Below are 26,668 nucleotides of genomic sequence, written 5' to 3' on the forward strand. Positions count from 1 at the left end.
GTGAGACCGCAGGGCATCGGGCAGGGGATCAGCGTGGGGGAGCTGGATCTCGACGGCCTGGACGGCGACGTGCTGTCGCTCACGCCCGCGCCGGGCGGGCCGCCGGTCGGGCCCGGCGAGGTGTACGTCCTGGTCAGGCTGCGGGGGCGGCCGGTCGGGACGGTGCTCGGGCAGGTCAGGGAGGGCGACGACGCGGCCGAGGTGCTCGCGACGGCGGCCCGCAAGCAGCTCACCGGGTTCGTGCCCGAGGAGCGGCCAGCGCCCGCGCCCCGGCTGCCGCGCGCCAGTGTCGTCGTCGCCACGAGGGAGCGGGCCGGCCAACTCGCCCGCGCGCTCGACTCGTTGCTCGGCCAGGACCACCCCGACTACGAGATCCTCGTCGTCGACAACAATCCGGCCACCGACCAGACCCGCGAGCTCGTCGAGCGGAGTTACGCCGCGCTCGGCGTGCGCTACGTCGTCGAACCCGTGCCGGGGCTCGCCGCCGCCCACAACCGGGGCGTCGCGGCCGCGCACGGCGAGATCCTCGCGTTCACCGACGACGACGTGATCGCCGACCGGCGCTGGCTGTCCTCGCTGGCCGCGCCCTTCGCGGACGACCCCCGGCTCGGCTGCGTCACCGGTCTGATCCTGCCCGCCCGCCTCACCACCCCCGCGCAGATCCTCCTGGAGAGCCACGGCGGCTTCACCAAGGGCTTCGCGCCGCGCCACTTCGACCCGCGCAGGCCCCCGGCCGACGAGCCGCTGTTCCCCTTCACGGCGGGCCGGTTCGGCTCCGGCGCCAACATGGCCTTCCGGGCGGGCGCCATCCGCGCGGTCGGCGGCTTCGACCCGGCGACCGGCACCGGAACCCCGGCCAGGGGCGGCGACGACCTGTACGCCTTCGCCCGGGTCGTCGTCGCGGGCCACCGGCTCAGCTACACGCCCGAGGCGCTGGTGTGGCACCACCACCGCGAGACTTGGCAGGACCTGGAGAACCAGGCGTACGGATACGGCGCCGGGCTCACCGCCTACCTCACCGCGATCATCGTGCGCCGCCCGGCCCTGCTGCCCGCGCTGCTCGCCCGGGTGCCGCGTGGCCTCGCGCACGCGCTGGCCATCAGCGCCCATCGCGACGCGGGCGAGCAGTCCGTGCCGGGCGAGCACGGCTCGCAGAGCTACCCGTGGCCGCGCTCGCTGTCCCGCCTGGAGCGCCGGGGCATGCTGTACGGGCCGCTCGGCTACCTCCGCGCCCGCCGCCGGGTGCGCGGCCACCGACTGCCCTGGGAGGCGGCCCGATGAGCACCGACGCGCCCCGCATCCCGGTGCTCCTGTACCACGCGGTGATGGACGACCCGCCCGGCTGGATCGCCGAATTCACCGTCGCGCCAAGGGAGTTCGAGGCCCAGCTCGACGCGATCCGCGACAGCGGGCGTACGCCGGTGACCATGAGCACGCTCGCCGCGCACCTCGCCGGGCGGGCCCCGCTGCCGCCGAGGCCCGTCGCGCTCACCTTCGACGACGGCTTCGCCGACCTGCCGGGCCGCACCGCCGAGGCGCTCGCCGAGCGCGGCATGCCCGCCACCGCGTACCTCACCACCGGCGCGATCACGCCCGGCCGGCAGAGCCTGCTGCCGCCCGCGCCGATGATGACGCTCGACCAGGCGAAACTCCTGGAGGAGTACGGTCTTGAGATCGGCGGGCACACCGTCTCGCACCCCCAGCTCGACACCCTCACGGCGCGGGCCCTCCGGCTCGAACTCACCGAATCCAAAACAGAGTTGGAAGACGCCCTCGGCCACCGGATCGACCACCTCGCCTACCCGCACGGCTACAACAGCCGCGCCGTGCGCCGGGCGGCGCGCGCGGCGGGGTACGAGAGCGCCGTCGCGGTGCGGCACGCGCTCAGCTCGGAGCGCGACGAGACGTACCGCATCGCCCGGCTCATCCTGCGCCGCACCCACACCGTCGCCGACGTCGAGGCGTGGATGCGCGGGGAGGGGGCACGGGTCGCCCCGTACAACGACTCGCCGCGGACGGCCGGTTGGCGGCTCTACCGGCGGACCAGGGCCCTCGTGAAGGGGCCCGTTTTCGCGGGGTGACGGGAGTGGGGGGCGGTCTGCGGTGTAGCCACACAAACGCGAAGAGTGTTCCTATACTTCGCTCAAGGGGACAGCCAGGAGAACAGCCAGGGGACAGCGGCGTGACGGCCGTGACCACATCTGTGGGGGGAGTCGCACTGTGCAGCAACGTGTGCCCACGCCGGTCCAGGGGAGCAAGCAGCAGCCCCCCGACGATCCGGCCAAGGAGCAGGCGGCGGACGCGCCGACGAAGGGCGCGCGGCGCTGGTCGAGACCGGATCTGATACAGCCTCAAATCCTGTTCACCTGGCTTCCGTTGGTGGTCGCGACCGCCTTATGGGTGTACTCGCTGCCGCACATCGACTACCGGCACATGGACGACTGGGGCCTGCTCGACCAGCTGCCCGCCGCCTTCTACCTCTCGCTCGCGGTCCTGACCGGCGGCTTCGTCGTCAGCCTGCGGCGGGCGGGCACCGCGCCCTGGTGGCCCGGCCTCTACAGCGTCGCCCTGCTCTTCGCGCTGAAGGCGCCCACCGCGATCCTGTACAACTCGGTGCGCTACCCCTGGTCCTCCAAGCACGACGCGGTGGTCAACCACCTCCTCGCCAACCAGGAGCTGCGGCCGAGTGTGCCGCTGTCCGGCAACATGGCGGCGTACGACCAGTGGCCCGGCTTCTTCACGCTCAACGCGGGCCTGGTGCGCGCCTTCGGCGTGGACACCGCGGCCTCGTACCTCAACTGGGCCTCGCTCTTCTACGGCGTCGTCCTCATCCCCGTACTGGTCCTGATCTACCGCACCTTCGCCGAGGACTGGCGCCTCGTGTGGACCGGCGTGTGGATCTTCGAGGTGGCCAACTGGGTCGGCCAGGACTACTTCTCGCCCCAGGGCACGGCGCTGATCCTCGACCTGGCCGTACTGGCCGTGGTCTTCCGGCACTTCGTGCGTCCCGGGGCCGCGGGCGAGCTGCGCTCACGGGCCAACCTCGACCCGGCGGCGGCCAGCGTCCCGCCGCCGACGACCGGCCGCCAGCGCGCGGTCTGCATCGCGATCCTGGCCCCGATGATCGCCGCCATCAACTTCACCCACCAGCTCACCCCGGTGATGCTGTGCGTCGCCCTGGTCGCCCTCAACCTGACCCGGCGCTACCGCAACCCCGGGCTGCTCGTCGTCACGGCCGTGATCATGCTGATCTGGGACGTCACGATGGGCCGGCCGCTGTTCGTGGAGACGCTGGCCTCGCTGAAGGAGTCGGTGGGCAACCTCCTCAACAACTCGCGGGCGGGGTACGCGGGTGAACTCACCGGCCCCGGGCCGGTGTTGCAGGGCCGCGCCGATGTCGTCATGGTGCTGGTGATCGCCGGTCTCGCGGCCGTCGCTGTGATCCTGCGCCGAAAGCTGGTCAAGAGCGCGCTGCCGCTGCTCCTGGTGTCGATCGCGCCGGTGCCGCTGTTCGCCGTCAACGACTACGGCGGCGAAATGCTCTTCCGCGTCTACCTGTTCGGGCTGCCCGGGGCGGCGTTCTTCGCGGCGGCGGCGCTCGTGCCCGCGGCGGCGGGGCAGAGCAAGGGGCGGATCAGCCCCGTGGTGCGACGGCGGGTCGCGGCCGTCGCCCTGCCGCTGGTGCTCGTCCTGCTGGTGGCCGGGTTCATCCCCGCGTACTACGGCAAGGAGCGCATGTACTACACGCCGCCCGCCGAGACGGCGATGGTGACGAAGGTGCTCGACAACGCACCCAAGGGCTCGATGATCCTGGCCGTCACCGGGTCCTTCCCGCAGGCGCTGCACCGGTACGACCAGCTGGACCACTGGTACGTCGCCGAGCAGCAGGAGCCGCAGAACGCGATCATGCTGCGGGATCCTGTGGGCTACCTGGAGCCGCAGCTGCCCAAGGACGGGCGGCCCGTGTACTTCATCCTCACGCGGACGCAGGACTTCTATACGGCGGGGGAGGGGTTGCTCCCTGCGGGGGGCTTCGCGGAGCTGAAGTCGAAGCTTGAGGCTTCGCCGAGGTTCCGGGTGATCGATGGGAATGCGTACGGAACGGTGCTGCAGTATGTGGCCCCACGCCCGAGCTGACCCCACCCCGCCCCTTCCCTAGACCCTCCGGAGGGTTGATGTCCGGCTGCGGCCCGGTGGTCGTCCTGGGGCTCTGCCCCAGACCCCGTTCGCGCCTTAAGGGCGCTCGTCCTCAATCTCCCCCAAGGCCTTAAGGGCCAGGGGGGACCCCCATGACGGGCTGAAATGCCCGGTGCGGGCCAGCACTGACGCCGTTAGGGGCGCGGGGAACTGCGCGACCAGCCAGCGACCGCCCGCAGCCGAGTCAATCGCACACGCACCACCCTCACCGACCCGGAGGTCGTCGAAATGCCCCTCAGCCAGACCCACATCAGAGTCACCGTCGCCCTCTCCGGCTGGCTGGCGCTGGCGGCAACCGCGCTGCCCGCAGTGAGCCCGGCCCGATGGATCCCCGTACTGCTCTTCGTGTCGCTCGGGCCCGGCTTCGCGCTGCTCTACCCGCAGCGCGGCACCCTGCGACCCGGGGCCCGCCTTGAGGCACTCGCGCTCGTCGCGCCGCTCAGCCTCTCGTTCGGGGCGCTCGTGTCCACCTGCCTCTTCCTCGTGCACGGGTTCTCGGCGACCGCGTTCCTGGTCTCGCTCGCCTCCTTCTCGACCGTGGCCTGCGCCTTCCCGGGGCTGCCCCTGCCGGCCGCGACCCGGGGCGCCGTGGAGCGTACGAAACGGGCCAAACCCGGGCCCGCGCGGTGACCCGGCGCGCGGTCACCGCGGCCACCCTGCTGGTCGTGGCCGGGCTCGTCGCCGGGTTCGCGGTCTGGCTCGACAAACCCGAGAAGCGGAACGCGCTGCCCGCCAACGCCGCCTCCGGCCCCGCGCCGAGCGGACGCTGCGCCCCCGACGCGAAGCTCACGCCGCCGTGCGGGGCCTGGTGGGGCGCCTACGTCCCGTACGCGAAGAACGGCTCCCTGAAGGACGCCGTGCTCGACTTCGAGGGGAAGATCGGGCGCAGGCTCGACCTGCTGTACACGTACCACGACATGTCGAACAAACCGCTCGACGGCGAGCTGCTCACCCCCGACGAGCAGGCGCTCGGCCGGGACCGGCTGCTCATGCTGGCCTGGGAGTCCACGGTCTGGCGCAAGCCGCACCACGAGGGGTACACGGAAGACCAGTTGGGGTGGGCGAAGGTCGCGTCGGGAGCGTACGACGAATCGATCGTCGATCCGCAGGCCCGCCGCATCAAGGCGTACGGCAAGCGGGTCTTCCTCTCCTTCGACCAGGAGGTCGACGCGCGCACCCCGGACGCGGGTACGCCCGAGGAGTACGTGGCCGCCTACCGGCACCTCCACGACCGCTTCAAGCAGCTCGGCGTGGACAACGTGGTGTGGGTGTGGACCGTATCCGGCTATCTCGCCAACGGTGATCTCTTCAAGCGGCTCTATCCGGGCGACCGTTACGTCGACTGGATCGGCATGGATCAGTACAACTACTTCCTCTGTCACAACACGACCGACTGGAAGGACTTCTCGCGCAGCCAGAAGCCCACCTACGACTGGCTGCGGGCGAACATCTCCGACCGCAAGCCGATCATGCTCTCCGAGTTCGCCACCGCCCCTGATCCGCAGCGGCCGCAGCGGGCACGGCAGTGGTACGAGGAGGTGCCCGACACGGCCAAGTCCGCTCTGCCGGATGCCAAGGCCATGGTCATGTGGAATCGGTCCGTGCCGGGGAAGGGGTGTGACCTCACCGTCAACTCCGGCCCGCCACTTGCCGGTTACCGGAGTGCCGGTTCGGACGGGTACTTCAAGCAGCCCGTTCCCGGTCGCTGAACCAGCGGTTCACCAGGGCCGCCGCCGTGACCGCGCACAGGCCGGCGAAGACCGGCAGGGCGGCCTCGGCCAACGCGCGCTGCGCCGCCCAGCCCGCCACCGCGAGGACCCACACCACGACCGCGGTGATCCGCCAGTGCACCCGCAGCGCCCGCAGGGCCACCGTCGCCAGGGCCAGGCAGAGCAGTTGCAGTGTGCCGGGCAGCCAGCGCTCGATTCCGTTCTGTGTGGCGAGCCCGGCGGTCTCGGTGAGGAAGCGGACCAGCGGGGTGTGCCAGGGGCCCGCCACCGGATCGGGCGGTACGCCGAGGATGACCGGCGCGGTGTGCAGGCCCGCCACGGTCACCCAGAGCCCGGCCACGAGCAGCCCCGGGCGCGGCCGGTACAGCGATACCGCCGCGCTGCACACGACGATGAGCAGCACCCCGGCGGTCAGGCTCACCGGCGGCAGGTGGTGGAGCAGGCCGGTGCCGTTGAGGTTGCCGCCGGGGACGTCGGCGGCCCGCGACAGCGGCACCCAGAACAGGCCCGCCGCGAGACCGAGCAGCAGCCACAGGGCGGTCGTCAGGAGCGACTCGTCGCTCTCGCGGGCCGCCGGGTCGGGCAGGGTGCGCAGCTGCAGGGTGGTCGCGGAGCCCTGCTCGGGGTGGTGGGCGCCGGGGACGTACACGGGGATGCCGAGCGCGGGGGTCGCGGTGTCCATGCCGCCGCGCAGGTACGCGGTCTGGGTGGCCCAGCGGGTGCCGTACTCCTGGGCCTCCTCGGTCCGGGCGGCCTGCGCGAGCATGGCCCAACTGGTGCCGAACTCGGCCGCCTTGGAGGGGCGCGGGGGCCGGACGGCGGCGCGGCCCGCGAGTGCGGCGCGCAGTCCCGGCACGCAGCACAGCGCCATCACGGTCATCGCGCACAGCTGGGCCCAGCCGGCGCCGGAGATGCCGAACACGCCGAGCAGCACGGCGGCGCTGCCGAGGACCAGGGTGCACATCGCGCCCTGGAGGATCGCCAGCATGCCGGTGCGGCCCTGGACGCGAAGCACCCCGATGTACAGCTCGACGGCGACCCGCGGGATCGCGGCCGCGGCCAGCAACTGGAGGACGAGCGTGCCGTGTTGGGCGTAGTCGCCGCCGAACGGGCCGAGGATCTGCGGGGCGAACAGGATGAGGAACAGCACGACCGGGATCAGCAGGAGCGCCATCCGGCGCAGCGCCCCGCGCACCCCGTCGGCGAGCTTGTCGGGGCTGTGCGAGGAGTGCGCGGTGAGCGAGGAGGCCATGTTGATGGCCATGAACTCCATGGTCCCGCCGACCGTGTAAGCGATGAAGAAGAAGCCGTTCTGCGCGGCCGGGAAGCGCACCGCGACCATCACCGGAAGCAGGTTGATCATGGCGAGCGAGAACAGCGCGCCGACCGAGTCCCCGGCCAGGAAGCGGCCGATCTCGCGCAGTTCCGGGACCGGCCGGTCGCGGTCGGCGGCGGCCTGCGCGGGGATGAGCCGACGGAAGATCAGCCAGCCGAGCGGCAGGATGGAAAGGACCATCGCCGCGGCCCAGGACAGGAAGACGCCCAGCGCGAGCGCCGAGAACACGGCGAGCAGGAGCAGCTTGCCCAGCGAGAACACGGCGTTGCCGACCGGCACCCAGATCGCCTTGCGCAGGCCGGTCAGGACGCCGTCCTGGAGGGTCAGGATCGCCCAGGCCACCGACGACACCGTGAAGATCACCCCGGCGGTGAGCCCGGACAGCGGCGCGTACGAGGGCCCCCACAGCGGCAGCGAGAACAGGAAGGCGACGCAGGCCACGGCCACCACGACGGTGCTGGCGACGTAGGCGCGCCGCACGAGCGGGCCGGTGGATCGGCCGGCGCGGGGTACGTAGCGCACCACCGCGCCGATCATGGTGGTGGCGGTGATCGAGGCGAGCAGCTTCATCGCGGCGATGGCCGCCGAGCCCTGCCCGACCGCCTCCTCGCTGTAGTAGCGGGCCGCGACCAGCCAGAAGCCGAGGCCGAGGGCGGCCGAGACGGCCGTGGACAGCATCAGGGCGTAGGCGTTGCGGAACATCGAGTCGCCGCCGCCCGCGGGCGGGGGGCCGTCCGTGACGGCCTGCTCTGACGGCACGGCGGCGATGTCCTCGATCTCGGATCTGGCCGTGTCAGACACCGGCGGGGCCGCCCCTCGCGGGCCGGGTGCCCGCCGCACGCAGTACCTCCATGGTGCGCGCGGCCTTCAACGGGTCGACGGGCAGGGCGTGCCGGGCGAACCACCGGCCCGCCCCAGGGGCGGGGGAGAGGTCGGTGAAGGCCTCGCCCGCGTAGTCGTCGAGCGGCGGGTCGTACAGATAGCCCACCGTGATCCGCTCCCGGGCCAGGGCCGCGCGGGCCGCGTCCCGGTCCTCGACGAGCAGCGGCACCCGGAACAGCGGCTGGACGGGCCCGGGTTTCGGCCGTGCCCACTCGGTGGCGAGCAGCCGCTCGGCGCCTCGGCGGTGCGCGTCGAGCACGGAGTCGAGCCTGTCCAACTTCCTTTGGATCCGGGCGAGTCGGCCCTTCCCCGGGGTCGCCCGGTAGTCGTGCATGTCGACCCGGGCCCAGGAGTGGAAGGGGGCGAGGCCCGGCGCGGCCTCGATCGCGCGGCGCAGTTCGCCGGGGCGCAGCGGCATCCGGATGTCCTCGCGCTCCTGCTGCCCGAGCATGCGCAGGACCGCCCAGGCGGCGGGCGCCAGACGCAGCCCGCGCACGGTCGCCTCCGCGTACGGCCGTGCCCAGTAGGCGAGTTCGGCGCCGGAGCCGCGTGGCGCGAGGAGCGCGTCGCGGGTCTTGGCGAGGGCCTCGCGCAGGCCCGGGTCGGCGATCGCGAGGAAGCCGCCCGCCTTGGCCGCGGTGTGCTTGGAGAGGCTGAAGACGGAGGCCTGCCCGAACGTGCCCACCTTGCGCCCGGCGATCTCGCTGCCGATGGCGTGCGCCGCGTCCTCGATGAGTGGGATCCCCAACTGCCCGCATGTGACGGCCAGTTCGGGTGCCGGATCGGGGTTGCCGTACAGATTGGTGGTGAGGACGGCGGACAGCCGCGGCCAGAGTTCGTCCGGTACGGCCGCCAGGTCGATGGATCCGTCGTGCGGGTCGAGCGGCGCCTGCACCGGGCGGAGCCCGGCCGCGAGCACCACGAAGAAGATGACGTCGTCGTTGACCGGCGACATCAGCACCCGGCCGCCCGGCGGGCACCAGTGTCTGAGCGCCACGTACAGGCCGAGCCGGCAGGACGGCACATAGAGGCACTCGCGCCCCAGCCGTTCGCGCATCGACGCTTCGAGCTCTTCGTACGCCATGAAGTCCCCCCAGACCCCCCGCATCCCCAGCGCTCAATGTGACCCAGTCCGCACTGCTTCGTCAACAATGCGGAAGGGCCCGTACCTTGACGGAACGGGCCCTTCGGACAGGTGTGCGGCACTCGTGGGCCGACCGGTCCTATTCTTCGAGTGTCAGCCCCTTGCGGAGCTTGCGCAGGGTGCGCGAGAGCAGCCGGGAGACGTGCATCTGGGAGATGCCGAGCTCCTCGCCGATCTCGGACTGCGTCATGTTGGCGACGAAGCGCAGCGAGAGGATCTTCCGGTCCCTGGAGGGGAGTTCGGCGATCAGCGGCTTCAGCGACTCGACGTACTCGACGCCTTCGAGGTCGTGGTCCTCGTAGCCGATGCGGTCGGTGAGCGCTCCTTCGGAGTCGTCCTCCTCGGGCTGCGCGTCCAGCGAGCTCGCGGTGTACGCGTTGCTCGCCGCCATGCCTTCGACGACTTCTTCCTTGGTGATGCCGAGGCGTTCGGCGAGCTCGCCCACCGTGGCCGAGCGGTCCAGCTGCTGGGCGAGCTCGTCGCCCGCCTTGGCGAGGTCCAGGCGGAGTTCCTGCAGCCTGCGCGGGACGCGCACGGACCAGGAGGTGTCGCGGAAGAAGCGCTTGATCTCGCCGACGATGGTCGGCATCGCGAAGGTGGGGAACTCCACGCCGCGGTCGAACTCGAACCGGTCGATCGCCTTGATCAGGCCGATGGTGCCGACCTGGATGATGTCCTCCATCGGCTCGCTGCGGGAGCGGAAGCGCGATGCGGCGAACTTGACCAGGGCCAGGTTCAGTTCGACGAGCGTGTTGCGCACGTACGCGTACTCGTGCGTGCCCTCTTCGAGGGCGTCGAGGCGGGCGAAGAGCGTCTTCGAAAGGGCCCGCGCGTCGACGGGGCCGACCTCGGTGAAGGGCGGGATCTCGGGAAGGCCCTCAAGGCCTTCCGTTTCGTGCGATCGTGCATGCGGGGGGCGGATGTCCTGCGGATCCTGCTTGATCGACGTATCCGCTTGCGATTCGTCGAGCCGGGGTGACATGGGTCTCCTCCATCGTTCTCGGCATATGGCTGCCGATGCCCATACGTGTTGTCCGCGGTGTGCGGCGCCTCCGTGGCCGGTCGTGTTGAATAGCTGTCCCTACTACCCCTACCCGCTTTGAGCACGCTCCCGCAAGGCTTCTTTGCCCCGCTATGTCCGCTTTGTTGGGATGTTCGGGTTCTGGAAGGCGTAGGGAAGGCGTAGTGTTCTTGGGAAGTTACGACGAATCGGCGAAGAGGGACGGCATGGACCGCGGCACGGTCGGCAGCACGAATCGGGGCCGGCTCCGGGTCGGAGTCCGCACCGTGGGTCGCAGTGAGATCCTGACTCCGGCGGGTGAGCTCGATCACCACACCGCGGATCTGCTCAGGGAACCCCTGGAAGAAGCCATCGCCCAAGGGCGCACCCGGCTCGTCGTCGACTGCTCGCAGCTCGAATTCTGCGACTCCACCGGACTGAACGTGCTGCTCGGCGCCCGCCTCAAGGCGGAGGAGCTCGGCGGCGGGGTCCATCTGGTGGCGATGCAGCCCGTCGTGGCGCGAGTATTCGAGATCACGGGGGCGGAGGCGGTCTTCACCGTGCATGATTCGCTCGATACCGCTCTGTGCGACTGACCCCGATTCGTCCGGGCAGGAGAGCAGACTGAAGACATTGGCGAATCGGTGAGGTGAAGCGCTGATGAGCACCACCCGGGAGCAGGCTCCGGGCGACCGCGGGCCCGAGCCCCATGGCGCCCGGCCCGGTGCTGTGCCGTCGGAATCCGACGGTGCGGGACCCGCCGTGTCCTCGCGCGTCCTCGCGCTGAACGGGGCGAGCGGCATCGTCCCGATGGCCCGCGACTTCACCCGGCAGGCCCTCTACGACTGGGGCTGGCTGCCGGCGGCGACCGCCGAGGGCCGGGCCGCCTGCGAGGACGTGCTGCTCGTCGTCTCCGAGCTGGTCACCAACGCCTGCCTGCACGCCGAGGGCCCCGAGGGTCTGCGCGTCTCGCACACCTCGAAGGTGCTGCGCCTTGAGGTCAGCGACCTCGGTACGGGCCAGCCCGCGCCGCGCACCCCGCACCGCGCGGGGCGGCCCGGCGGGCACGGGATGTTCATCGTGCAGCGGCTGTGCCTCGACTGGGGCGTGCTGCGCACGTCCGGGGTGGCCGGCAAGACGGTCTGGGCGGAACTCGCGGCACCCGCGTAACTCCTGTTCACGGTTACCGGCGGTTCGGACCGCCGGTCCACAGGCATGTCCGCACCTCGATCCCACCCTGTTCTTTGTCTTCCCTCGACAACCTCCCCGGCGTACCTTGAGCGCCCAATCTGATGTGCCGTCAGTAACTTGGCGGCCTCCGGCAGAACCGGTATGAGGGGAACCAGAGGTGTCGTACCAGAAGAGGACAGCTCTCGCGCTGGCGGCAGCGGTCGCGGGCTCGGTGGTGCTGATCACCGCACCGGCGGCCCAGGCCTCCGTCGTCGACGTCAACTACAACTGCCAGACCCCGATCGGCGCCAAGAGCGCGGTGTCGCCCATCGACATCAAGGCGGTCAAGAGCGGCAGTTCCTACAACGTGACCATGACCTTCCAGAAGGGCGTCTCCTCCAGCCCGGTCGCGCTCGGCGCGGGCGCGATGAACCCGAGCGCGGTGATCAACCTCGGCGGCGCCGACAAGGGCACCCTCGCGGTCAAGGGCCCCGCCAACTCCGCGGAGATACCCGCCAATACGCCCATCAAGATCAGTGACTTGTCGGGCACCTACGTCCCCAAGGCCAACGGCAAGGTCACCTTCACCGCGGGCGTCCTCACCATCAAGGCGCTCGGCACCACCACGACCTGCACCGCGAGCAACAGCCCCGGCCCCTCCCTGGAACTCGACGTCACCGGAGCCAGTGGCTCGGGCGGCACCAGCGGCACCAGCGGCGGTTCGGGCGGCACCCCGGCCCCGGCCGCCCTGCCCAAGACCGGCCCCCTGGACTCGGCCGTGGCGCTCGGCACCCTCGGCGGCACGGTGGTCCTGGTCGGCGCGGCCGGAGTGCTGTGGCTGACCCGCCGGGGCCAGCGGGCCTGACTCCCACTCCCGTACGCCCCGCAAGGGGAACCCCTCGCACCCGAGGAGCCGCCGATGCGTCCGATCCGCCTGGCCCTGCCGGCCGCGGCCCTGCTGCTGTGCGCGCTCTCGGCGCCCGCCGCGCACGGCGCACCGGCAGCGAGCGAGGACTGGACCGCCGCGCCCGCATCCGGCGGCGGGACCCGCCCGAGCGCCGGCGGGAGACCCTACTTCTATCTGGAGGGCGCACCCGGCACGGTCCTTGAGGACAAGGTCTCGCTGAGCAACCCGACCGGCACCCCGCTGACGCTGAAGCTGCGCGGAGCCGCCGCGTACAACACCGCCGACCGGGCCTTCGCCGTGCGCCGGGCGCCCGACCCCTGGATCGCCCTTGCCGTGCCCGAGGTGAAGGTCCCGCCGCACACCCGCGCCGACGTGCCCTTCGCGGTCACCGTCCCGGCGAGCGCGCAGCCTGGCGACCACCCCGCGGCCCTGGTCGCCGCGGCGGGCGGTCGCGAGGTCGGCGTACGCCTCCAACTCCGGGTCGCAGGGCCGACGTTGAGCGCCCTGACCGTCGAGTCCGTACGCATCGACAAGGCCCATGGGCTCATCCGCTACGCCCTGGTCAACCGGGGCAACACCGCCCTGACCCCGCGCCTCGCGCTGCGCGCCGACGGAGTGTTCGGCCGCGCCCTGGACCGCCCGGCCCGGACCCTGCCGGTCGAGCTCCTGCCCGGACAGCGCGTCGAGCTGAGCGAACCCTGGGCGCACCCGCCCGCCCTCGACCGGGTCACCGTCCGCCTCGACGTCACCGCGGACGGCGGCGCCCGCTCCACCGCCGAGGCGAGCGCCGCCTTCGTGCCGTGGGGCGCGGTCGCGGGGGCGGGCCTGGTGCTGCTCGGCGGCGCGGCCGGGGCCCTCCGGCTCGTACGGCGGCGCGGACGCCGCACCGCCGAGATCGATGAACTACCCGTAGCAGAACGCGAGTTGGCGCAGACAGGAGCTCTTCAGTGAAGCCACGCCGGAGGGGTCCGGCCCTCGTCCTGCTGCTGCTCGGCCTGCTCGCGCTGCCGATGGCCGGGCCCTCGTACGCCGACGCCGACAAGCCCGCGCCCACCGTGGCGCTCTCCCAGACCGAGGCGGCCAAGGGCGCCGACATCACCGTCGCCGGTCAGGGCTGGCGGCCCGGCGCGCTGCTCATGCTGCTCGTCTGCGGGCAGTCCGACCCGGACAACGGCGTCATCGGCGGCACCAACTCCTGCTCCAACGCGGACGGCCAGGCCGTCACCACCGACGCCAAGGGCTCCTTCAGCAAGGTGCTCCTCGCCGCACCGCCGCCCAAGCCCTGCCCCTGCGTCGTCCACGTGGCGACCGTGCAGGGCGAACAGGCCGTCGTGGACACCGAGTTGAAGATCACCGGGCATCCGGTGGCGCCGCTGCCCACCCCGACCGGCGACGGAAAGCTCGCCGTCCTCGCCGAGCCCCGCCTCGACGGCAGCAGCTCCCTGCTGACCTGGTTCGGCGCGCCGCCGAGCCGCACCCTGGTCTTCACCGTCGGCAACCTGGGCTCGGCCCCCGTCAAGGATCCCGTCTTCCAACTCGGCACCTCCCACGGCGTGTTCGCGCCGCAGTGGGAGGACCGGCAGTGGAAGGGCACCGTCCAGCCCGGCCAGAAGGCCGAGATCAAGCTCGACTTCGAGCTGTCGGCCGGCGCCCACGGCGACTACCAGGTCTCGCTCCAGTACGCGAAGACGCTGCTCGCCACCGAGCCGTGGGGGGTGGACCGCCCCTGGGGCGTGACCTTCTTCTGGGTGCTGCTCTGCCTGGTGGTGCCCGCCGCCGTCTTCCGCATCGGCATGGCCGTGGTCGACCGGCTGCGGCCGCGCGACCCGAAGCGGGCCGGCCCGGCCCGGCACCGCGGCGTGCGGCTGCCCGAAGTGACCCTGCGGCTCCCGAAGTCGGGTCCCGCGCCGGGCGAGCGGAAGAGGCCGCCCGCCGAGCCGGGGCCGGACAGGGGCGGCGCCCCCAACGGGACCACGGCCGCGCTGCCGTGGTTCACCCCCGACTCCGCACCGACCGAGAACCACCCCAACCGTCCACAACGTCCCACGACGAAGGGAAAACCGTGACCACGCAACGGAGGATGAGCGCGGCCGGTCTCGCGCTGATGCTCGGCGGCGCGGGGATCATGCTGGCCGCAGGCCCCGCACAAGCAGCCGAAGTCTCGTACGCCACCGAGTGCATACCGCCGTCCATCTCCGGTCTGCCGCCGGTCGAGGGGACGACGAAGGTGCAGATCACCGCGCCCGCCACGGCCAAGGTGGGCGACGTGGTGGACGTCGTCTGGAAGTTCACCCAGGCCGCGTCGAACAACCCGAACGTCCTCGACCTCAACAAGGACGTCGTCCTGCCGACCGGCACCCTCAAGGCGGGCGGCGCGCAGAGCGCCGACATCCCGATGAAGGGCCCCCGGCAGAACCCGCCGATCCCCAAGAACAGCCCGATGGTCCTGTCGGACATGACGGCCAAGCTGAAGCTGACCAAGGCGGGCGACGTCACCCTGACGCCGGACGCGTACAACATCAACGTCAACCAGATCATGTCGACGGACACCAAGTGCACGCCGAAGGCGGCCGTCGGGGTCGGAGCGACGATCAAGGTGACGGACGCGGGCGGCACGTCCGGTGGGACCTCCGGGGGCACCACGGCCGGTGGCACGACCGGCGGGTCCACGTCGGGCGGCACGACGACCTCCGGGGGCACGACCGGCGGGTCCACCACCGGCGGCACGACGACCTCGGGCACCACCACTGGCGGCACCACCACTGGCGGCACCGCGACCGGCGGCTCCACCTCCGGCGGCTCGACGGCCGGCGGAACCACCGGCGGCAGCGGCGGCCAGACCGACTTCCCCGGCAAGGAAGTCGCCGTCAACTTCGCCTGTACGTCGCCCGGCCCGGCCGGCATCCAGTCCAAGGTGACCATCAACGCCAAGAAGAACGGCGGGAGTTACGACCTCACCGTCAAGACCGCCAAGGGCGTCATGAACAGCCCGGCCGACCTTCCGGCGGGCGCGCTCAAGCCGTCCATGCAGGTCGCCGTCGGCGGCGCCGACAAGGGCTCGGTGGTCGTCACGGGCCCGGCCAACCCCGACCCGATCAAGGCGGGCGCCCCGGTGAGCCTCACCGACATGACGGGCACCTACAAGCCGGGCGCCTCCGGCAAGTCCACGCTGAGCCCGGGCGACCTGTCCATCGACGTCACCCTGGGCGGCTCGCCGATCCACATCCCGTGCAAGGTCTCCGGCTCGGCGCCGGTGTCCCTGGAGCTCGACACGGCGGCCCAGCCCGGCGGCGCGGCCGGCGGCAGCGGCTCCGCGGGCACGGCGGGCACCACGGGCACCACGGGCACCACGGGCACCACGGGCACGTCGGGGGCCACCGGCTCCTCGACCTCCGGCGGCCTCGCCCAGACCGGCGCGAGCGACACGGGCGCCCTGCGCGCGCTCGGCCTGGTCGCCGGCACGGTGATCCTGCTGGGCGGCGCGATCTTCACCTTCACCCCGTGGAGGCGCCTGCGCGGCACCCGCTGACGCCCCTGGGGAACGCGAAGAGCCGCCGCACCGGAAAGGTGCGGCGGCTCTTCGCGTACGGACGATCGGGAAGGCGGTGCTTAGTGCACGCCACCCATGAGCGGCTTGACCTTCCTGCGGAACATGAAGATCGCGACACCCGCGAGGACGGCGAGCCCGCCCTGGCTGGCGAACCAGTACGTCGAGTCGGTCGGCGCACCGATCAGCTGGAGCAGCGCGATGACCGAGTCGCCGGCCGTGACGGCCAGGAACCAGACACCCATCATCTGGGAGGCGTACTTCTCCGGCGCCAGCTTGGTGGTCAGCGAGAGCCCGACCGGGGAGAGCGTGAGCTCACCGATGGTCTGGATCAGGTAGACGCCGCACAGCCACAGCGGGGTGACCTTGACGTCGCCGGACGCGGCGGCCTGGGCCAGCATCATCACGAAGAACGAGGCGCCGATGAGCGTGAGGCCGAAGGCGAACTTCGACAGCGTGCTCGGCTCCTGGCGGCGCTTGCTCAGGTACACCCAGAGCCAGGCGAAGACCGGGGCCAGGGCCATCACGTACAGCGGGTTCAGGGACTGGAACCAGCTGGACGGGAAGTTCAGGCCGAACAGGTTGTTCGCGGTCTTGTCCTGCGCGAACACGCTCAGCGTCGAGCCGGTCTGGTCGTAGATGCCCCAGAAGACGGCCGCGGCGACGAAGAACCAGACGTACGCCGACATCCGGGACTGCGAGACCTGGTCGAGGTCCTTGTCACGCTTGATGCGCATCAGGTACCAGGCCGGGATGACGAGGCCCGCGATGGTCAGCGGCCAGATGGCCCAGTCGACCGTGAAGTGACCCGAGACCGCGAGGGCGCCGTAGGCGACGACCGCGACGGCCAGCCACAGCAGGACCTTCTTGATGATCCCGGCGCGCTCGGCCTCGGACATCGGCGTCGGGACGACGTCGCTGTCCGCCGACATGTGGCGGGTACCGAGGAAGAAGAACAGCAGACCAAGGGCCATACCCACACCGGCAAAGGCGAACCCGAGGTGCCAGTTGACCTTCTGGCCGACGGTGCCGATGCTCAGCGGCGCCAGGAAGGCACCGAGGTTGATGCCCATGTAGAAGATGGTGAAGCCGCCGTCGCGACGCGGGTCGTTCTTGTCCGGGTACAGGTGGCCGACCATCGTGGAGATGTTGGCCTTGAGGAGACCCGAGCCGATCGCGATGGCCGCGAGACCGATGAAGAACGAGATCTCGACCGGAACGGCCAGGAGGAAGTGGCCGATCATGATGATCGTGCCGCCGACGGCGACCGTCTTGCGGGCACCCCAGGCGCGGTCGGCGAGCCAGCCGCCCGGCAGGGCGAGCAGGTACACCATCGCGTTGTACACGGAGTAGATCGCGGTGGCCGTGGCCATGTTGAACCCGAGCCCGCCCTGGGACGCCGGGGCGACCAGGTAGAGCACGAGCAGGGCCCGCATGCCGTAGAAGCTGTAGCGCTCCCACATCTCCGTCATGAAGAGGTTGGCCAGGCCGCGGGGGTGGCCGAGGAAGGTCTTCTCGGTGCCAGTGGTACTGGCGGAGTCCTTCGTCAGGCTGGACGCCATGGTCGATCCTTGCTTGCTCGGGACGCGCGCTTCGTGAGCGTTGAGTCGCGCCCGGTGGGGGAGGGCCGGCACCGGCATGGCTACTGTCCCCCCAACGCCTTTGGGGTCCGGCTCCGTGGGGGAGCGCGGGAAGGACAGACCACACCGGGATCCACACCCCTTGCGCTTCTTCGCGCTGGGGCCCGGCCCGTAGGTCATTCACTGGTCTCAAGACTGGCAAAGCCCGTCTTGTGCAGAAAAGAGACCCTTGGCGCGCCAAGCAAGCCAAAGGTCCCCGTGTAGTGCTATAGGCGTTGGCACACCATACGTCACCAGACTGCGGCATATGGAAGGACTTGAGAGATGGATCACAGGCATACCTGGAACCACTGACCCTGATTCGAAGGTGTTAAACAAGATCGCTTGGTAGACCCGCAGGGTGGGTGGATCACCTGACGCATTGTCGCCGCCGCGGACTACCATCACCTCCATGACCCGTGTACTGCTCGCCGAGGACGACGCGTCCATCTCGGAGCCACTGGCCCGCGCCCTGCGCAGGGAGGGTTACGAGGTCGAGGTGCGCGAGGACGGCCCGACCGCCCTCGACGCCGGACTGCAGGGGGGCGCCGACCTGGTCGTGCTCGACCTGGGGCTCCCCGGCATGGACGGCCTCGAAGTCGCCCGGAGGCTGCGCTCCGAGGGACACACCGTCCCCATCCTCGTGCTCACCGCCCGCGCCGATGAGGTGGACACCGTGGTCGGCCTCGACGCCGGCGCCGACGACTACGTGACCAAGCCCTTCCGCCTTGCCGAACTGCTCGCCAGGGTCCGGGCGCTGCTGCGCCGCGGCGCCACCGAGCCGGTGCCCCAGCCCGCCACCCACGGCGTGCGGATCGACGTCGAGTCGCACCGCGCCTGGATGGGCGACGAGGAGCTCCAGCTCACCGCCAAGGAGTTCGACCTGCTCAGGGTCCTGGTGCGGGACGCCGGCCGGGTCGTGACCCGCGACCAGCTGATGCGCGAGGTCTGGGACACCACGTGGTGGTCCTCGACCAAGACGCTCGACATGCACATCTCGTGGCTGCGCAAGAAGCTCGGCGACGACGCGGCCAACCCGCGCTACATCGCCACCGTCCGCGGAGTCGGCTTCCGCTTCGAGAAGAGCTAGAGCACCTCCGCACATGCGCCGTCGACTGATCAACTCCACACTCGCGGTCGTTCTCGTGGTGATCGCGGTCTTCGGCGTCTCCCTCGTCATCGTCGAGACGCGGACCATCAGCAGCAGCGCCCAGGAGAGCGTCAACTCCGAGGCGCTGCGGCTGGTCTCCGTCGTCGACAGCCGCACCCTGGCGAACGAGACGATCAACGCGCAGGTCCTGAACGAACAGATCGACCCCAAGCGGTACGCCCGCATCGAGATCCCGGGCCGCCCGGTGATGGAGATCGGCCAGAAGCCCGAGGGCACCGTCATCAAGGGCACCGCCGTGGGCGAGCGCGGCGAGGCCGTCCTGGTCGAGGAGTCCCGCTCCACGGTCACCAAGGAGGTCGGGCGCACGCTGCTGATCATCGGCGCGGTGGCCCTGCTCGCCATCGTCTCCGCGGTGCTCCTGGCCGTACGCCAGGCCAACAAGCTGGCATCCCCGCTCACCGACCTCGCCGAGACCGCCGAGCGGCTCGGCTCCGGCGACCCGCGCCCGCGCCACAAGCGGTACGGGGTGCCCGAGCTCGACCGGGTCGCCGATGTGCTCGACTCCTCGGCCGACCGGATCGGCCGGATGCTCACCGCCGAGCGGCGCCTCGCCGCGGACGCCTCGCACCAGCTGCGCACGCCGCTGACCGCGCTCTCCATGCGCCTGGAGGAGATCGCCCTCACCGACGACCTCGACACGGTCAAGGATGAGGCCACGATCGCGCTCACCCAGGTCGAGCGGCTCACCGACGTCGTGGAGCGCCTGCTCACCAACAGCCGTGATCCACGCACGGGTTCAGCCGTGGTCTTCTCCCTCGACGAGGTCGTCAAGCAGCAGCTGGAGGAGTGGCGCCCGGCCTACCGCAGCGCGAGCCGCGCGATCGTGCGCTCCGGCAAGACCGGTCTGAAGGCGGTCGGCACGCCGGGCGCGGTCGCCCAAGTACTGGCCGCGCTGATCGAGAACTCGCTGATGCACGGAGGCGGCACCGTCGCGGTGCGCACCCGCGTCACCGGCAACCAGGCCGTGGTCGAGGTCACCGACGAGGGCCCGGGCGTACGTCCCGACCTCGGCGCGCGGATCTTCGAGCGGACCATCAGCGGCCGCAACTCCACGGGCATCGGCCTCGCCGTCGCCCGCGACCTCGCCGAGGCCGACGGCGGCCGGCTCGAAATGCTCCAGCAGCAGCCGGCGGTGTTCGCGCTGTTCCTCAGCAGGGAGGCGCGGGGGCGCCGCGAGCCGGAGCGTACGGAGACGATCCGCTGAACCCGTCCCGGTTCAGCGCACGCGGTCAGCGCTTGGCGGGGACGGCGGGCCGGGGGCCGTCGAGAAACGATTCCGCCGTCTGTACGGCCTCCCGGGCGGGCAGCGCGCGGAAGACCCAGGTGCGGTAGGACCAGAACCGGAACAGCGTGCCGATGCCGATGCCGGCGAACTTGAAGAAGTTGTTCTGCCACGGGCTGTTCCAGCCGAACCCGTACGTCGCCGCGTACAGAATGCCGTTCTCGATCACCGCGCCGACCACGCTGAACAGCAGGAACAGGGTGAGCTCACGGGCCCGGCCGCTCTTCTCGCGGTCGCGGTAGGTGAAGTAGCGGAACCCCACGTAGTTGAAGGCGATCGCGATCGCGGTGGCCAGCAGGCTGGCCCGCACGACCTGGAGGTCGGTCGTGTGCCGCAGCAGGTTGAAGGCGCCCATGTTCACGAGCACGCCGAGCCCGCCGACGGCGCCGAACTTGGCGACCTCGCGGACGAGCAGTCGCAGTCGCGATGGCGACGCGCCCTGTGCACTCATGGTGATCGCCCAGCCCCGTCCGAGTAGGTGTGCTTTTCGTGCCAGTCAACCCGCCCATGCTAACCACCCCCTCCGCGCGACGCCCCCGGGCATCCGGATTCCCCCGGGCGGAACCCGGCCATGGAGGGCCCACGGAGGCGGCGGATACCCTGGAGGCGTGACGTTCCCGGTAGTCGGCATGGTCGGCGGCGGTCAGCTCGCCCGCATGACCCACGAGGCGGGCATCCCCCTCGGCATCAGATTCAAGCTCCTCAGTGACACCCCGCAGGACTCGGCGGCCCAGGTGGTGAGCGACGTCGTCATCGGCGACTATCGCGACCTGGACACGCTGCGTGACTTCGCGCGCGGCTGTGACGTGATCACGTTCGATCACGAGCACGTGCCCACCGAACACCTGCGGGCCCTGGAAGCGGACGGCATCGTCGTCCGGCCGGGGCCCGACGCGTTGGTGCACGCCCACGACAAGGGGGTGATGCGCGCCCGGCTCAGCGAGATCGGCGCGCCCTGCCCCCGCCACCGCATCGTGGCCGACCCGGCCGACGTATCGCGGTTCGCGGCGGAAGGGGACGGCTTCCCGGTCATCCTCAAGACCGTCGTCGGCGGCTACGACGGCAAGGGCGTGTGGTTCGTACGCTCCGAGGCGGACGCGGCGGACGCCTTCAAGGCCGGGGTCGCGGTCCTGGCCGAGGAGAAGGTGGACTTCGTCCGCGAGCTCGCGGCCAATGTCGTACGGTCCCCCAGCGACCAGGCCGTGGCCTACCCGGTCGTCGAGTCGATCCAGGTCGGCGGGGTCTGCGACACGGTGATCGCCCCCGCGCCCGACCTCGCCGACGCGCTGGCGGGCGAGGCACAGGAGCTCGCCCTGCGCATCGCCTCCGAACTGGGCGTGGTCGGCCACCTCGCGGTCGAGCTCTTCGAGACGCGCGACGGCCGCATCCTGGTCAACGAGCTGGCGATGCGCCCGCACAACTCCGGCCACTGGACCCAGGACGGCGCGATCACCTCGCAGTTCGCCAACCACGTCCGCGCCGTCCTCGACCTCCCCCTGGGCGACCCGCGCCCGCGGTCGAAGTGGACCGTGATGTGCAACGTGCTCGGCGGCGACTACCCGGACATGTACTACGCGTACCTGCACTGCATGGCCCGGGACCCGCAGCTCAAGATCCACATGTACGGAAAGGACGTGAAGCCCGGCCGCAAGGTGGGCCACGTCAACACCTACGGCGACGACCTCGCGGACGTCCGCGAGCGGGCCCGCCACGCAGCCGACTACCTCAGAGGAACGATCACCGAATGAGCGCGACCCCTGTCAACGGACCTGTCGTCGGCATCGTCATGGGCTCGGACTCCGACTGGCCGGTCATGGAGGCCGCCGCCAAGGCGCTTGACGAGTTCGAGATCCGGTACGAGGTCGACGTCGTCTCCGCGCACCGGATGCCGCACGAGATGATCGCGTACGGCGAGCACGCGGCGGACCGCGGCCTGAAGGCGATCATCGCCGGCGCGGGCGGCGCCGCCCACCTGCCCGGCATGCTGGCCTCGGTCACCCCGCTGCCGGTCATCGGCGTCCCGGTCCCGCTCAAGTACCTCGACGGCATGGACTCGCTGCTCTCCATCGTGCAGATGCCGGCGGGCGTGCCGGTGGCGACGGTCTCGGTCGGCGGTGCGCGCAACGCGGGCCTGCTCGCGGCGCGCATCCTGGCCACGCACGACGCCGAACTCCTCGCCCGCATGCGGGAGTTCCAGCAGGAGCTCAACGACCAGGCCACCGAGAAGGGCAAGCGGCTGCGGGCGAAGGTCGAGGGTTCGGGCGCCTTCGGATTCGGAAAGTGAGTCCCATGACCTTCCTCGAAGAAGCCCGGACCCTCCTCGCCGCCCACCCCGTCGTCGACGGCCACAACGACCTGCCGTGGGCACTGCGCGCCAAGGCCCGTTACGACCTCGACCGCTGCGACCTCGCGACCGACCTGACCGGCCGCACCCACACCGACCTCGCCCGGCTGCGGGCGGGCGGGGTCGGCGCGCAGTTCTGGTCCGTGTACGTCCGTACCGACCTGGCGGGCGACGAGGCGGTCAGCGCGACCCTGGAGCAGATCGACTGCGTCGACCAGATGCTGGCGCGCTACCCCGGCGACCTGGCGCCCGCGCTCACCGCGGACGACATGGAGACGGCCCGCGCCGAGGGCCGCATCGCCTCGCTGAAGGGCGCCGAGGGCGGCCACTCGATCAACAACTCCCTCGCCACACTGCGGGCGTTGTACGCGCTGGGCGTCCGCTACATGACCCTGACCCACAACGACAACCTGCCGTGGGCGGACTCGGCGACGGACGAGCCGGGGGTGGGCGGCCTTTCGCCGTTCGGCCACGAGGTCGTACGCGAGATGAACCGCACGGGCATGCTGGTGGACCTGTCGCACGTGGCGGCGACGACGATGCGGGACGCGCTGTCGACGTCCGTCGCCCCCGTGATCTTCTCCCACTCCTCTTCGAGGGCGATCTGCGACCACCCGCGCAATATCCCGGACGACGTGCTGGCCCAGCTGCCGGCCAACGGCGGGGTGGCCATGGCCACGTTCGTCCCGAAGTTCATCCTGCCGGCGGCGGTGGCCTGGACCCAGGCGGCCGACGAGAACCTGCGGGCGCACGGGCACCACCACCTGGACACCTCGCCGGAGGCCATGAAGCTCCACGAGGCGTTCGAGGCGGCCAACCCTCGGCCCATCGCGACGGCCGCGACGGTGGCGGACCACCTGGACCACATGCGGGAGGTGGCGGGCGTGGACCACATCGGCATCGGCGGCGACTTCGACGGCACGGCGTTCACCCCGTCCGGCCTCGACGACGTCTCGGGCTACCCGAACCTGGTGGCCGAGCTGCTGTCCCGGGGCTGGTCCTCGACGGACCTGGCGAAGCTGACGTGGTCGAACGCGGTGCGGGTGCTGCGCGACGCGGAGTCCGTTTCCAGGGAGCTGCGCGCTCAGCGGGGTCCGTCGAACGCGGTGCCGGCCGACCTGGACGCGTGACCCGGGGTGCCTCCGGGGGCACTGCCCCCGGGCCCCCGCTCCTCCAACGCCGGAGGGGCTGAGTACGTCGCTGATCGGCCGCGGGCCGTGGGGGCTGGCCGCGCAGTTCCTCGCGCCCCCAACCCCCTTTCGTCCGCGGACCGTGCGTGGTTGCTCGCGCAGTTCCCCGCGCCCTAGCAGGGTGGTGCTGGCCCGAATGGGCATCTTCAGCCCGTCCGGCCTCTAGCGCGCCGCCCATGCAGGCATACCCAGCCCGTCATGGGGGTCCCCCCTGGCCCTTAAGGCCTTGGGGGAGTTTGAGGACGAGCGCCCTTAAGGCGCGAACGGGGTCTGGGGCGGAGCCCCAAGATGGCCGACCCCACCCGCCCCCGGAGGCCACGCGGCGGAGCCGCAGAGTGTTACAGCGGGAAGGGGCGGGGTGGGGCCTCCAGGGTCTGGGGCGGAGCCCCAGCAGCTCCCCCCGGGCCGGGCAGGGACCCCCGGATGGCCCACCCGCCGTGACCCCGCCGCCCCCGCGTGGCACCGTGGCCGTACCTGCCGCCACAGCCGACACGCCGGGAGCCCGTCATGGCAGACCTGCAGGACGCCCCCGAGGACACCTCGGCGGCCGGCGAGCTCGATCCGTCGATCCCCGCACCCCCCGACGCCCCACCCGTACCGGAATACAGCGCCGACGGCCTGGCCCGGGCCCGGGCCCTGCTCGCCGCGCACCCCGTGGCCGACGGGCACAACACCCTGGCGAAGGCCCTCGGGCAGATCCCCTGGCACGATCTGGAGGTCGGCGAGAACGGGCTCGACACGGACATCCCGCGGCTGCGGGCCGGCGGGGTCGGCGCGCAGTTCTGGGCACTGACCGCGGACGCCGACTGCCCGGACCCCGCCGGGGTCACCCTGGAACGGCTGGACCGGATCCGTTCGCTGATCGCCTCGTACCCGGAGTGGCTGCGGCTCGCCCTGACCGGCGGGGACCTCGCGGACGCCCGCAACTGCGGCCGCATCGCCTCGTTCCTCGGCCCCGTGACCGCGCACGCGCTCGGCGACTCGCTGGGCACGCTGCGGGCGTACCACGTCCTCGGCGTGCGGATCCTCGCGCTGGGCCCGGGCACCCGCTGGACCGAGCCGGGGCTCACCCGCTTCGGCCTGGAAGTGGTGCGCGAGGCGAACCGGCTCGGGATGCTGCTCGACCTCTCGGGCGCGGCCCCGGGCACCTGGCGCCGCACCATCGACAACTCCAAGGCCCCGGCGCTGCTCTCGCGCTCGGCGGCGGCCTCCCTCACCAAGCACCCGCTGAACGCCTCCGACGAGCTGCTCGCCGAGCTCGGCGCGAGCGGCGGGGTCTGCCTGGTGAGCTTCGCCCCCGAGCAGATCGAGCAGGGCGCTCGGGCCGTATCCGTACGCGATGTGGCCGATCACATCGAGCGGGTGCGGGATGTGGCCGGGCCCACCCACGTGGGCCTTGCGGGGACGTACGGGCTGGTCAGGGGCGCCCCGCGGGCCGCCGGTCTCGAAGACGCCTCCTGCTATCCGACGCTGATCGCCGAGCTCCTCGGCCGGGGCTGGACCGATCCCGAAATCGCGGCGCTGACCTGGGAGAACTTTGCCCGGGTCGTCCGCGACGTGGAGTTCACGGCCCGCGCCACGGCACCGCGCAGGACCCCGTCGAAGGCCACCATCGAGGACCTCGACGGGCCCTGAACGGGGCTTTGGCCGCGGGGTGCGTCAGGCGCGCGGGCGCCCCATCGCGCGGTACGTCCAGCCCGCCTCGCGCCACTTGACCGGGTCCAGCGCGTTGCGCCCGTCCAGGATGATCCGGCCGGCGGTCGCCTTCGCGAGCTCGGCCGGGTCGAGGTCGCGGAACTCGCGCCACTCGGTCAGGTGCAGCACGACGTCGGCGCCGCGCACCGCGTCGTACGCCGAGTCGGCGTAGCCGAGCGTGGGGAAGAGGCGGCGGGCGTTGGCCATGCCCTTCGGGTCGTACACCGTGACCTGGCCGCCCTGGAGGTGGATCTGCCCGGCGACGTTCAGCGCGGGAGAGTCGCGCACGTCGTCGGAGTCGGGCTTGAAGGTGGCGCCGAGGACGGCGACCCGCTTGCCGAGGAAGGTCTCGCCGCCCACCGCCTCGCGGGCCAGCTCCACCATGTGGCCGCGCCGGCGCATGTTGACCGAGTCGACCTCGCGCAGGAAGGTCAGCGCCTGGTCGGCGCCGAGCTCGCCGGCCCGCGCCATGAACGCCCGGATGTCCTTGGGCAGGCAGCCGCCGCCGAAGCCGATGCCGGCCCGCAGGAACTTCTTCCCGATCCGCTCGTCGTGGCCGATGGCCTCGGCCAGCTTCACCACGTCGCCGTCGGCGGCCTCGCACACCTCGGCCATGGCGTTGATGAACGAGATCTTCGTGGCGAGGAAGGAGTTCGCCGCGGTCTTGACCAGCTCGGCGGTCGGGAAGTCGGTCACGACGAACGGCGAGCCCTCGCCGACCGGGGTCGTGTACACCTCGCGGAGCAGCTTCTCGGCGCGCTCGCTCTCCACGCCGACCACGATCCGGTCCGGGTGCAGGGTGTCGTCGACGGCGAAGCCCTCGCGCAGGAACTCCGGGTTCCACGCCAGCTCCACGCCCTCGGGCAGCGCGGCCGCGAGCCGGGCCGCCGAGCCGACCGGCACCGTCGACTTGCCGACGACGAGGGCGCCGTCCCGCAGGTGCGGGGCGAGTGAGCCGAAGGCGGAGTCGACGAAGCTCATGTCACAGGCGTACTCGCCGTGCTTCTGCGGGGTGTTCACGCAGACGAAGTGCACATCGCCGAACGCCCCGACCTCCTCCCAGGAGGTGGTGAAGCGCAGCCGCCCGGTCGCGCCCTCGATGCCCGCGACGTGCTTGCGGAGCAGCTCCTCCAGACCGGGCTCGTACATCGGCACGCGCCCCTGTCCCAGCATCTCGATCTTCTCGGGGACCACGTCAAGGCCGAGCACCTCGAACCCCAGCTCCGCCATGGCCGCGGCATGGGTGGCTCCGAGGTATCCGGTGCCGATCACAGTGATCTTGAGGGCCATGCGGTGCTCCTGGAAGTGCGGGCTCGGGAGGCGGGCAGCGTACGGGCGACAAACGCGCTGACCGAGCATAGTCGGGCCCCGGGCGGGCCCCCTTTTCGGGCTGTCGCCAAGCTCACGTATGCCTAGGGCGGCACAGCCCCCTAAAATTAGGTTACTTAACGGTA

General features: G+C 71.5%; 23 protein-coding genes. 17 read left to right on the plus strand and 6 right to left on the minus strand.

Going from position 1 to position 26,668, the window contains the following annotated elements:
* Positions 1 to 27 precede the first annotated feature (27 nt).
* From OHA17_RS24010 to OHA17_RS24030, 5 genes are all read left to right on the plus strand, one after another.
* On the plus strand, positions 28 to 1,281 hold the full coding sequence (locus OHA17_RS24010) for a glycosyltransferase (RefSeq protein ID WP_406510793.1): 1,254 nt from the start codon (positions 28 to 30) through the stop codon (positions 1,279 to 1,281).
* Complete coding sequence (locus OHA17_RS24015; protein WP_406508320.1) at positions 1,278 to 2,081, plus strand: polysaccharide deacetylase family protein; 804 nt, start codon at positions 1,278 to 1,280, stop codon at positions 2,079 to 2,081. Before OHA17_RS24010 ends, OHA17_RS24015 begins: the two co-directional genes overlap by 4 nt.
* Positions 2,082 to 2,220: 139 nt before the next feature.
* Positions 2,221 to 4,137, plus strand: coding sequence for a hypothetical protein (locus OHA17_RS24020; protein WP_406508321.1), 1,917 nt, complete (start codon positions 2,221 to 2,223; stop codon positions 4,135 to 4,137).
* A 288-nt stretch (positions 4,138 to 4,425) separates the two neighbouring features.
* Positions 4,426 to 4,827: a hypothetical protein gene (locus tag OHA17_RS24025; RefSeq protein WP_406508322.1), complete on the plus strand. Its 402-nt coding sequence runs from the start codon at positions 4,426 to 4,428 to the stop codon at positions 4,825 to 4,827.
* Positions 4,824 to 5,906: a glycoside hydrolase family 26 protein gene (locus OHA17_RS24030; RefSeq protein WP_406508323.1), complete on the plus strand. Its 1,083-nt coding sequence runs from the start codon at positions 4,824 to 4,826 to the stop codon at positions 5,904 to 5,906. Before OHA17_RS24025 ends, OHA17_RS24030 begins: the two co-directional genes overlap by 4 nt.
* Here the strand turns inward: OHA17_RS24030 and OHA17_RS24035 are convergent.
* The 3 genes from OHA17_RS24035 to OHA17_RS24045 all read right to left on the minus strand — a co-directional run bounded on the left by OHA17_RS24035 (position 5,881) and on the right by OHA17_RS24045 (position 10,271).
* A complete protein-coding gene (locus OHA17_RS24035) occupies positions 5,881 to 8,064 on the minus strand; it encodes a lipopolysaccharide biosynthesis protein (protein WP_406508324.1) in 2,184 nt (727 codons plus the stop codon). The two genes, OHA17_RS24030 and OHA17_RS24035, sit on opposite strands and share 26 nt — an antisense overlap.
* On the minus strand, positions 8,057 to 9,229 hold the full coding sequence (locus OHA17_RS24040) for a DegT/DnrJ/EryC1/StrS family aminotransferase (RefSeq protein WP_406508325.1): 1,173 nt from the start codon (positions 9,227 to 9,229) through the stop codon (positions 8,057 to 8,059). Before OHA17_RS24040 ends, OHA17_RS24035 begins: the two co-directional genes overlap by 8 nt.
* Before the next feature lie 139 nt (positions 9,230 to 9,368).
* The gene (locus OHA17_RS24045; protein WP_398875908.1) at positions 9,369 to 10,271 is read right to left on the minus strand and encodes an RNA polymerase sigma factor SigF; all 903 of its coding nucleotides are present in this window, start codon (positions 10,269 to 10,271) and stop codon (positions 9,369 to 9,371) included.
* Between the two features lie 245 nt (positions 10,272 to 10,516).
* Here OHA17_RS24045 and OHA17_RS24050 point away from each other — a divergent pair, with 245 nt between their 5' ends.
* From OHA17_RS24050 to OHA17_RS24075, 6 genes are all read left to right on the plus strand, one after another.
* The gene (locus OHA17_RS24050; RefSeq protein ID WP_053725107.1) at positions 10,517 to 10,885 is read left to right on the plus strand and encodes an STAS domain-containing protein; all 369 of its coding nucleotides are present in this window, start codon (positions 10,517 to 10,519) and stop codon (positions 10,883 to 10,885) included.
* Between the two features lie 64 nt (positions 10,886 to 10,949).
* Positions 10,950 to 11,459, plus strand: coding sequence for an ATP-binding protein (locus OHA17_RS24055; RefSeq protein ID WP_406508326.1), 510 nt, complete (start codon positions 10,950 to 10,952; stop codon positions 11,457 to 11,459).
* Positions 11,460 to 11,637: 178 nt separating this feature from the next.
* Complete coding sequence (locus OHA17_RS24060; RefSeq protein ID WP_406508327.1) at positions 11,638 to 12,324, plus strand: peptidase; 687 nt, start codon at positions 11,638 to 11,640, stop codon at positions 12,322 to 12,324.
* A gap of 54 nt (positions 12,325 to 12,378) precedes the next feature.
* On the plus strand, positions 12,379 to 13,317 hold the full coding sequence (locus OHA17_RS24065) for a hypothetical protein (protein WP_406508328.1): 939 nt from the start codon (positions 12,379 to 12,381) through the stop codon (positions 13,315 to 13,317).
* A 59-nt stretch (positions 13,318 to 13,376) separates the two neighbouring features.
* Complete coding sequence (locus OHA17_RS24070; RefSeq protein ID WP_406510794.1) at positions 13,377 to 14,432, plus strand: hypothetical protein; 1,056 nt, start codon at positions 13,377 to 13,379, stop codon at positions 14,430 to 14,432.
* Positions 14,433 to 14,446: 14 nt separating this feature from the next.
* Entirely contained in the window at positions 14,447 to 15,895 is a 1,449-nt protein-coding gene (locus OHA17_RS24075) for a hypothetical protein (RefSeq protein WP_406510795.1), read from the plus strand.
* Positions 15,896 to 15,975: 80 nt separating this feature from the next.
* Here the strand turns inward: OHA17_RS24075 and OHA17_RS24080 are convergent, their stop codons facing one another.
* The gene (locus OHA17_RS24080; RefSeq protein ID WP_406508329.1) at positions 15,976 to 17,475 is read right to left on the minus strand and encodes a peptide MFS transporter; all 1,500 of its coding nucleotides are present in this window, start codon (positions 17,473 to 17,475) and stop codon (positions 15,976 to 15,978) included.
* A 469-nt stretch (positions 17,476 to 17,944) separates the two neighbouring features.
* Between OHA17_RS24080 and OHA17_RS24085 the strand changes: the two genes are divergently transcribed.
* The gene (locus OHA17_RS24085) at positions 17,945 to 18,622 is read left to right on the plus strand and encodes a response regulator transcription factor (protein ID WP_053725082.1); all 678 of its coding nucleotides are present in this window, start codon (positions 17,945 to 17,947) and stop codon (positions 18,620 to 18,622) included.
* A 13-nt stretch (positions 18,623 to 18,635) separates the two neighbouring features.
* Entirely contained in the window at positions 18,636 to 19,907 is a 1,272-nt protein-coding gene (locus tag OHA17_RS24090; RefSeq protein ID WP_406508330.1) for an ATP-binding protein, read from the plus strand.
* 25 nt (positions 19,908 to 19,932) lie between these two features.
* Here OHA17_RS24090 and OHA17_RS24095 read toward each other — a convergent pair whose 3' ends face one another.
* Entirely contained in the window at positions 19,933 to 20,436 is a 504-nt protein-coding gene (locus tag OHA17_RS24095) for a GtrA family protein (RefSeq protein WP_406508331.1), read from the minus strand.
* A gap of 157 nt (positions 20,437 to 20,593) precedes the next feature.
* Here OHA17_RS24095 and OHA17_RS24100 point away from each other — a divergent pair, with 157 nt between their 5' ends.
* From OHA17_RS24100 to OHA17_RS24115, 4 genes are all read left to right on the plus strand, one after another.
* A complete protein-coding gene (locus OHA17_RS24100) occupies positions 20,594 to 21,733 on the plus strand; it encodes a 5-(carboxyamino)imidazole ribonucleotide synthase (protein ID WP_406508332.1) in 1,140 nt (379 codons plus the stop codon).
* Entirely contained in the window at positions 21,730 to 22,269 is a 540-nt protein-coding gene (purE, locus tag OHA17_RS24105; protein WP_053725085.1) for a 5-(carboxyamino)imidazole ribonucleotide mutase, read from the plus strand. The genes OHA17_RS24100 and purE overlap by 4 nt, the downstream gene beginning before the upstream one ends.
* A 5-nt stretch (positions 22,270 to 22,274) precedes the next feature.
* Positions 22,275 to 23,459: a dipeptidase gene (locus tag OHA17_RS24110; RefSeq protein WP_406508333.1), complete on the plus strand. Its 1,185-nt coding sequence runs from the start codon at positions 22,275 to 22,277 to the stop codon at positions 23,457 to 23,459.
* A 567-nt stretch (positions 23,460 to 24,026) separates the two neighbouring features.
* Positions 24,027 to 25,154: a dipeptidase gene (locus tag OHA17_RS24115; RefSeq protein WP_406508334.1), complete on the plus strand. Its 1,128-nt coding sequence runs from the start codon at positions 24,027 to 24,029 to the stop codon at positions 25,152 to 25,154.
* A gap of 24 nt (positions 25,155 to 25,178) precedes the next feature.
* Here the strand turns inward: OHA17_RS24115 and OHA17_RS24120 are convergent, their stop codons facing one another.
* Positions 25,179 to 26,504, minus strand: a complete 1,326-nt coding sequence (locus OHA17_RS24120; protein WP_406508335.1) for a UDP-glucose dehydrogenase family protein — start codon at positions 26,502 to 26,504, stop codon at positions 25,179 to 25,181.
* Positions 26,505 to 26,668 lie beyond the last annotated feature (164 nt).

The sequence above is a fragment of the Streptomyces sp. NBC_00212 genome, assembly GCF_045206365.1.
GTDB lineage: Bacteria > Actinomycetota > Actinomycetes > Streptomycetales > Streptomycetaceae > Streptomyces.